Origin of the sequence: Peptostreptococcus sp. MV1 (assembly GCF_000758885.1) — a bacterium.
In the GTDB taxonomy this organism is placed as follows: domain Bacteria; phylum Bacillota; class Clostridia; order Peptostreptococcales; family Peptostreptococcaceae; genus Peptostreptococcus.
In genome coordinates, this window is the sequence record NZ_JRNB01000102.1 from 1 (window position 1) to 6,905 (window position 6,905).

Annotated in this window: 7 protein-coding genes and 1 riboswitch; of the genes, 6 read left to right on the plus strand and 1 reads right to left on the minus strand. The window is 35.8% G+C overall.

What is annotated here, in order from left to right; all coding sequences use genetic code 11:
* The 5 genes from brnQ to HMPREF1639_RS07470 all read left to right on the plus strand — a co-directional run.
* Window positions 1-1,284 (plus strand): branched-chain amino acid transport system II carrier protein (gene brnQ / locus HMPREF1639_RS07450; RefSeq protein ID WP_036765049.1); only part of this gene is annotated, 1,284 nt, incomplete at its 5' end.
* Window positions 1,285-1,542: 258 nt separating this feature from the next.
* Entirely contained in the window at window positions 1,543-1,905 is a 363-nt protein-coding gene (locus tag HMPREF1639_RS07455; protein ID WP_036765051.1) for a hypothetical protein, read from the plus strand.
* Between the two features lie 151 nt (window positions 1,906-2,056).
* Window positions 2,057-2,153: riboswitch (SAM riboswitch) on the plus strand.
* 77 nt (window positions 2,154-2,230) lie between these two features.
* Window positions 2,231-3,199: a methionine ABC transporter ATP-binding protein gene (locus tag HMPREF1639_RS07460; protein WP_036765055.1), complete on the plus strand. Its 969-nt coding sequence runs from the start codon at window positions 2,231-2,233 to the stop codon at window positions 3,197-3,199.
* The gene (locus HMPREF1639_RS07465; RefSeq protein WP_036765057.1) at window positions 3,189-3,842 is read left to right on the plus strand and encodes a methionine ABC transporter permease; all 654 of its coding nucleotides are present in this window, start codon (window positions 3,189-3,191) and stop codon (window positions 3,840-3,842) included. Before HMPREF1639_RS07460 ends, HMPREF1639_RS07465 begins: the two co-directional genes overlap by 11 nt.
* Window positions 3,843-3,955: 113 nt before the next feature.
* Window positions 3,956-4,777: a MetQ/NlpA family ABC transporter substrate-binding protein gene (locus HMPREF1639_RS07470; RefSeq protein ID WP_036765059.1), complete on the plus strand. Its 822-nt coding sequence runs from the start codon at window positions 3,956-3,958 to the stop codon at window positions 4,775-4,777.
* Between the two features lie 182 nt (window positions 4,778-4,959).
* On the opposite strand, the gene HMPREF1639_RS07475 is transcribed toward HMPREF1639_RS07470, so the two are convergent.
* Window positions 4,960-5,415 carry a type I restriction enzyme HsdR N-terminal domain-containing protein gene (locus HMPREF1639_RS07475; protein WP_036765062.1) on the minus strand — a complete coding sequence of 152 codons (456 nt, stop codon included), beginning with the start codon at window positions 5,413-5,415 and terminating at the stop codon, window positions 4,960-4,962.
* Window positions 5,416-5,662: 247 nt separating this feature from the next.
* On the opposite strand from HMPREF1639_RS07475, the gene HMPREF1639_RS07480 reads away from it, so the two are divergent.
* The gene (locus HMPREF1639_RS07480; RefSeq protein WP_036765065.1) at window positions 5,663-6,721 is read left to right on the plus strand and encodes a DUF1002 domain-containing protein; all 1,059 of its coding nucleotides are present in this window, start codon (window positions 5,663-5,665) and stop codon (window positions 6,719-6,721) included.
* The last annotated feature ends 184 nt before the right edge of the window (window positions 6,722-6,905 follow it).

Consider the following 6,905-nt stretch of genomic DNA (forward strand, 5'->3'; position numbering starts at 1 on the left):
TTTAAAGACATTATTGTCGTAGGTTTTGCACTATTCGCAATGTTCTTTGGTGCTGGTAACTTAATTTTCCCACCATTTCTAGGTGTAATTTCAGGAANTAANTGGTTTATATCATTTATNGCNTTCTTGTTTGCAGATGGTGGTTTGGCNTTATTAGGAGTTATNGCAGCTACAGGTACACAGGGTGACATGATGGCATTCTTTGGAANAGCTGGAAAGAAGCTGGGTGTTGTAATAGCGTCGCTAACAATCTTGTGTATAGGACCATTTGTTGCTATACCAAGAACAGCAGCTACAACTTATGAAATCGGTATCATACCAAACNTTGGAAAAGGTTTANGTCCGATANTCTTCGCAATTATATTCTTCGTGATAGTTTTAGTATTGACTATTAAGCCTTCAAAGGTTGTAGATATAATCGGAGCATTCTTGACACCAGTACTATTAATCTGTTTGGCAGTATTGATTGTAAAGGGTATAGTAAGTCCTCTAGGTACTCCACTTGACAGAACACTTGTTGACAATGTATTCATAAGTGGTATCAATGATGGTTACCAGACTCTAGATGGTATGGCGGGTGCAGTATTTGCGGGTATCGTTATAGCATCTGTTAAGCAGAAGGGTTATACTGAAAAGAAGGTTCTAGTAAAAGCTACAATTCTTGCAGGTATCGTAGCAGTTGTAGGTTTGGCACTAGTATATGGTGGTTTGTCTTACCTAGGAGCTACAGTATCTCCACAGTTCGACAATACAGTTGAAAGAACTGCCCTAGTTATATCAATCACTCAGGCCATACTTGGAGGACCTGGTAAGATAATACTTGGTGTAGTTGTTGGACTTGCATGCTTGACTACAGCAATCGGTCTTACATCTTCTTGCGGTAACTACTTCAGTGACCTTACAGAAGGCAAGCTTAAGTATGAAGTTATAGTAGTTGTAGTATGCGTATTCTCTGCAATAGTATCTAACTTCGGTGTTGATAAGATAATCAGTGTAGCAGCGCCACTACTATACATGATGTATCCAGCAGTTGTTACTCTAATTCTTCTTGGTCTAATCCACACTAAGATAGACAACAAGAACGTATATGTAGTAGCAGTTTGGGTAGCCCTAATCTTAGGTATCGCTCACGAATTACCATCAGTTCAAGCTTTCTCTGGAATGGCAGGAATAGCAGAAGCATTAAACAAATTACCAGGTTCATCTATAGGATTCTACTGGATTATACCAGTTGTAATCGGTGCTATAGTTGGTAAGTTTGTAGGAGCGAAGAAAGAAGCTTAACAAACTTATAGTTATAAGTTTTGAGTAAAAATTAAAACACAAAAAATAATAAACACAAAGACTAAAATCCCGATTAAAGTTATTTTTAATCGGGATTTTTATATCTGATGATAAGATATGAATCAAGCGAACTTATTCATTAAGAGATCATGAGAAACTTGAAAAGAAGGGGTTCATATATTATAATATTAGTACGAGAATATATCTATGCCTGAGTGGGCAATGTAGTTTTATTTAGGAGAATAGGTGGAGGATTTTATGTCTAAAAATGCAAGTAATAATAAATCAACTAGCAAGAAAAAAAGTAAACCTTATTACATGAAACAGGGATCTAGCGCAAAGAAAGATAATGTTTCTAATAAATCGCCAATGGCAAATAATACTTTTGTTTTGGGTCTTGGTTTTTTAATAATAATATATTCTAGATACTTATCAAATCAAGTTTCCTCTGTATTAGTTAATCTATTTGGTCTAGGCATAATGATGTATGCTATGTATAGGTCTTTGATGGATGACAAGCAAGCAGGGAAAAAGAGGGCAGTGGTCATAGATATTATAATAATGATCATAATATCTATAGCAATTATTTACGGAGCATATTGGTTGGCTAAGATACTTTAAGATACTTGTATAGCTAATTTATAGCTGATTTTTGATATGATTATTACAGGTGGTTTAAAAATTGCCAATTTATTAACTTTAAAAAATATGATATTTTTTCTTGACAAAGTTCAATTAATAATTTATCATAGACACATAACAAAATATCAATCTCTTATCGAGAGTGGCGGAGGGACTGGCCCTATGAAGCCCGGCAACCTGACAGTGTCAAGGTGCTAAATCCAGCGGTGTAAACCGAAAGATGAGTAGTATTTCCAGGTCTGGGTATATTTTACTCAGGCATTTTTTTATTATTTTTTAAAAGTTTTTAGAAAGGAGTTAGTGAATGATTGAAATTAAAGAAGTAAATAAGTTTTATGGTCAAAATCAAGTGTTGACAGATATAAACTTAAATATAAAAGACGGAGAAATATTCGGCATCATTGGACACAGTGGGGCTGGCAAATCAACGGTATTGAGATGTATTAATAGGTTGGAATCTTTTGATTCTGGATCTATAATTGTTAATGGTCAAGATGTAGCGAATTTGGATGATAGGTCTTTGAGAAACATGAGGAAAGATTTGGGAATGATTTTCCAGCACTTTTCACTTTTGGAAAGAAAGACAGTATTTGAAAATGTAGCCCTACCTATGGAGTGTTTTAAATACTCTAAGGAGGAGATAAAATCTAGGGTTGAAGAATTACTTGACCTTGTTGGTATTTTAGATAAAAAGGATGTCAAACCTAGAAGTTTGAGTGGTGGTCAAAAGCAGAGGGTGGCAATTGCTAGGGCCCTTACGATGAACCCATCAGTCCTACTTTGTGATGAAGCGACATCAGCCTTGGACCCAAAGACTACCAAGTCCATCCTAGACTTATTGCAGGAAATCAACCAAAAGTTAGGCATAACTATAGTGATAGTAACCCACCAGATGGAAGTAATAAAGCAGGTATGTACTAGGACGGCCATAATGGATGGGGGCAAGGTTCTAGAGGTTGGAGATACAGAGGAAATATTCCTTAAGAACAATAAGCCTTTGAGAAAATTACTTGGAGAGGAAAATATAGTCTTGCCAAGCGGATGTAACTTGAAGCTACTCTTCACAAATGACAGGTCAAATGATCCGGTAATCACTGGTATGGCTAGGGAGCTTTCTATAGATGTATCAATAATTTATGGTAAGCTTGAAAAATTCAGGGAAAATATACTAGGCTCCCTGATAATAAATGTTCCAAAAGAAAGGTTAGGGGATGTTGAAAAGTATTTGACAGACCACGGTATGAGATGGCAGGAGGTAGAAAATGAGCTTTAGAGATTATATGACAACTTTATTTCCAGCTGCTTTTATGGAAACACTCTATATGATTTTAGTTCCAACTATAATAGCATCTATACTAGGTTTTGTAATTGCAATTATATTGGTGATAACAAAGGAAGATGGCCTAAAACCCAACAAGACAGTCTATAGTGTACTAGGACTAATAGTGAATGTATTCAGGTCATTTCCATTTATAATTTTGATAGTTGCTATTAGCGGATTTACAAGGTTGGTTGTGGGAACGAGCATAGGTAATACAGCAGCTCTAGTGCCAATAACTATAGGTACGGCACCATTTATAGCTAGGTTGATTGAATCATCATTAAATGAAGTTGACAAGGGTTTAATTGAAGCTGCCAAGTCATTTGGGGCTACAAATTCACAGATTATATTCAAGGTCATGGTAAAAGAATCAATACCATCTATAGTATTGGGAGTGACACTTACCATAATATCGGTTCTTGGATATACAGCTATAGCAGGTGCAGTCGGTGCTGGAGGTCTTGGTAATGTGGCCATCGTATATGGCTACCAGCAGTTTGATAAGAATGTAATGATATTTACAGTCATAGCCTTGGTGCTACTGGTACAAATTGTACAAACTTTGGGAGATTTCTTGTATAAGAAATTGAAATAAGAGTCATATTATAGGGAGATTAAATTTATCAACAAAAGCCCAATAGGTGGGGTAAGAGTATAGGAAAATATTAAACATAATATAAGAATTGTAATTTATAGGAGGTAATAAGTATGAAAGCGAAAAAATTATTAACATTAGCTGCAGTGGCAGTATTATCTTTAGGTCTAGTAGCTTGTGGATCAAATAAGGATACAGGAAGTCAGTCATCATCCAGTGACAAGACTATAGTAGTAGGTGCTACACCTAATCCACAAGCTCAGATTTTAAATGAAGTAGTAAAGCCACTTCTTGAAAAAGAAGGTTATAAGTTGGATGTAAAGGTATTTAATGACTATGTCCTACCAAACAAGGGATTGACTGAAAAGTCATTAGATGCAAACTACTACCAGCACATTCCATACTTGGATGAATATAATGCCAAGAATAAGACTGATATAGCATACACAGTTAAGGTTCACTTGGAACCAATGGGTGTATACTCAGAGTCCCTAAAGAAGGTTAGTGACGCCAAGGAAGGTGCAAGAGTTGCGGTTCCAAATGATGCAACTAATGAATCTAGGGCTCTCAAGCTACTTGCAAGACAAGGTTTGATCAAGGTAGCCGACAAGGATCTTTTGACAAAAAATGATATTACTGAAAATCCAAAGAAGATAGAGGTAAAGGAATTATCAGCAGAACAGCTACCTACAGCTTTAAAGGATGTAGATTTGGCAGTTATAAACTCTAACTACGCTCTTCAGGCCAAGTTAAATCCTACAAAGGACGCAATAGCAATTGAATCAACTGATTCTCCATATGCCAATATACTAGCAGTTAACAAGGAAAATAAGGACAGCGAAAAGATAAAGGCTCTTTCAAAGGCACTTACATCACCAGAAGTAAAGAAGTATATTGAAGAAAAGTTTAATGGTGCTATAATAGCTTCTTTCTAGTTGGACCCCATAAGTAGGATTTTTCTGGAGAGGCATAAAACTATTCTTTATGATATAGTATATTAAAGACAAATAAAAGAGTATTAACAAATAAAAAACAAGAGGTTAAAATTGACCTCTTGTTTTTTTCTTTAAAAATGAAATGATGTTTTTAAATATTGAAATAACATCAATAAAATATTCTAGTGATTATGTTCTTCTTCGTATTCAGGATGAGCAGCAAGGTATTCGTGGTATTCCTTTTCGTTGGCCTTGTATTCTTCTAACATCTGCTTGTAGTTAGGAAGGGCTTCTTCGTCTTCAAGTTCAGTTCCATTCCAGTCAGCATACATCATCTGGTCACCGTTTGTAAGTATCATCCTACCTACGTGAGTAGTATCGTCTACCAATTCAAGGAAGTCCATCTGACCTTCAACAACTTCTTCATTCAATTCGATATCATCATCAAGGCAAACAACAACCATTAGTGGTAAAAGAAGGCCCTCCTCATCTTCTGCAGTTACAGTGATGTCTATAGTTCCTTCTACACCCTCTTCATATTCAGATAGTGGAGTATCAATTTCTACCATGTCCTCAGGAACACCTAATTCCTCTACTAAATATTCTACAACTCTATCTTTAACTAATTCTTTTGACATATTTTTCTCCTTTCAAAATTATGCTTAAGACTATAATAAATTACTACTCGACACAAGTATCGCCGAGAAAGTATTTGTAATATCAAGTATATTATAGCATTGGAAGTATTTAAAGTCTACAAGTAATAAGCTTAAAGGTAAAATTAAGCAAATAGAGATATTCTCATAGTACAGATTGAATAGTACAGATTGAAATTGTAATATATACAGGATGAATCAAAATATAAATCTGTGTTGGAGGGATAAAATGAAAATATTAAAGAATAATAAGTTGGGTAAAATTAGTAAAAAACTAACAGCAGTAGCGGCGGCAGTAGTTATGATGTCCGCATTTGCTGGCAATGCTCTAGCTGATTCAGGAGAGGTAGTGACTCTAGGAGCCAATCTAAACGCTAATCAAAAACGAGAAATTTTGAACTATTTTGGAGTAGATGAGTCTAGGACCAATGTAATCTATGTAAATAACCAGCAGGAAAGAAAATACTTGGGTGGTATAGCACCAGAAGCACAGTTAGGTAGGGTGACAATGTCATCATCATATGTAGTTCCTACAGCAAGTGGTGGTATAAATGTAAAAACATCAAATATCACTTGGGTTACTAGCTCTATGATAGCATCAACTCTAGCTACTGCAGGTGTAGAAAATGCCAATGTTGTTGCGGCGGCTCCGTTTCCAGTGAGTGGTACTGGTGCCTTGACAGGTATCACTATGGCATTTGAAAAGTCATCTGGTGAAAGATTGACAGAGGATAAGAAAAAGTTGGCCAACAAGGAGCTAGTAACTACTGGTAACCTTGCCGAGAGTGTGGGTAAGGACAAGGCTGCAGGTATCATCAATGATACAAAAAAAGAGGTAATAAAGGATGATCTTAATTCTGAAAAAGAAATTCAGGAAACTGTGAAGAAGGTGGCAGACAACTACAATGTAAACTTGAATACAGGAGATATAAATGTCATAGTCAATCTTATGAAGGATATAGGCAATCAAAATTACAATTATAAGGACATAAAGGACACCCTAAATAATGTAAGTGCTAACGTAAAGAACAATCTAAGTCAGGCCGGTGAAAAGATTGAGTCTAGCGGCATAATTGACAAGGCATCTTCATGGTTGAAGAACAATAAAGATGCAAGTCAGTTCTTTGATAAATTTGATGACTCAAAACTGTCAAAAGATGCAGTTGTAAGTACTACATCAACAGGATTAGACCAGGCAAAGAAAGTTGCTGGTGAACTAGCAGACCAGGCTCAAAAGTCAGGTATATTTGATAAGATAATAGATTTTATAAACTCATTTTTTAATTAGTTTATAGTATACAAAAAGGACCATCAAAGGCTCATTTAATTATAGGGATTTTAGAAAAACTGATTTAGAGAGTCCTTAGGTGGCAAGAGAAAAGGCTGTGAGTTTAAATGCTCACAGCCTTTTTTTTACGTATGACGGGCATGCCGTCAGTCTGTGGTGAAAGTCCACGTAGGGCGTAGTTGCC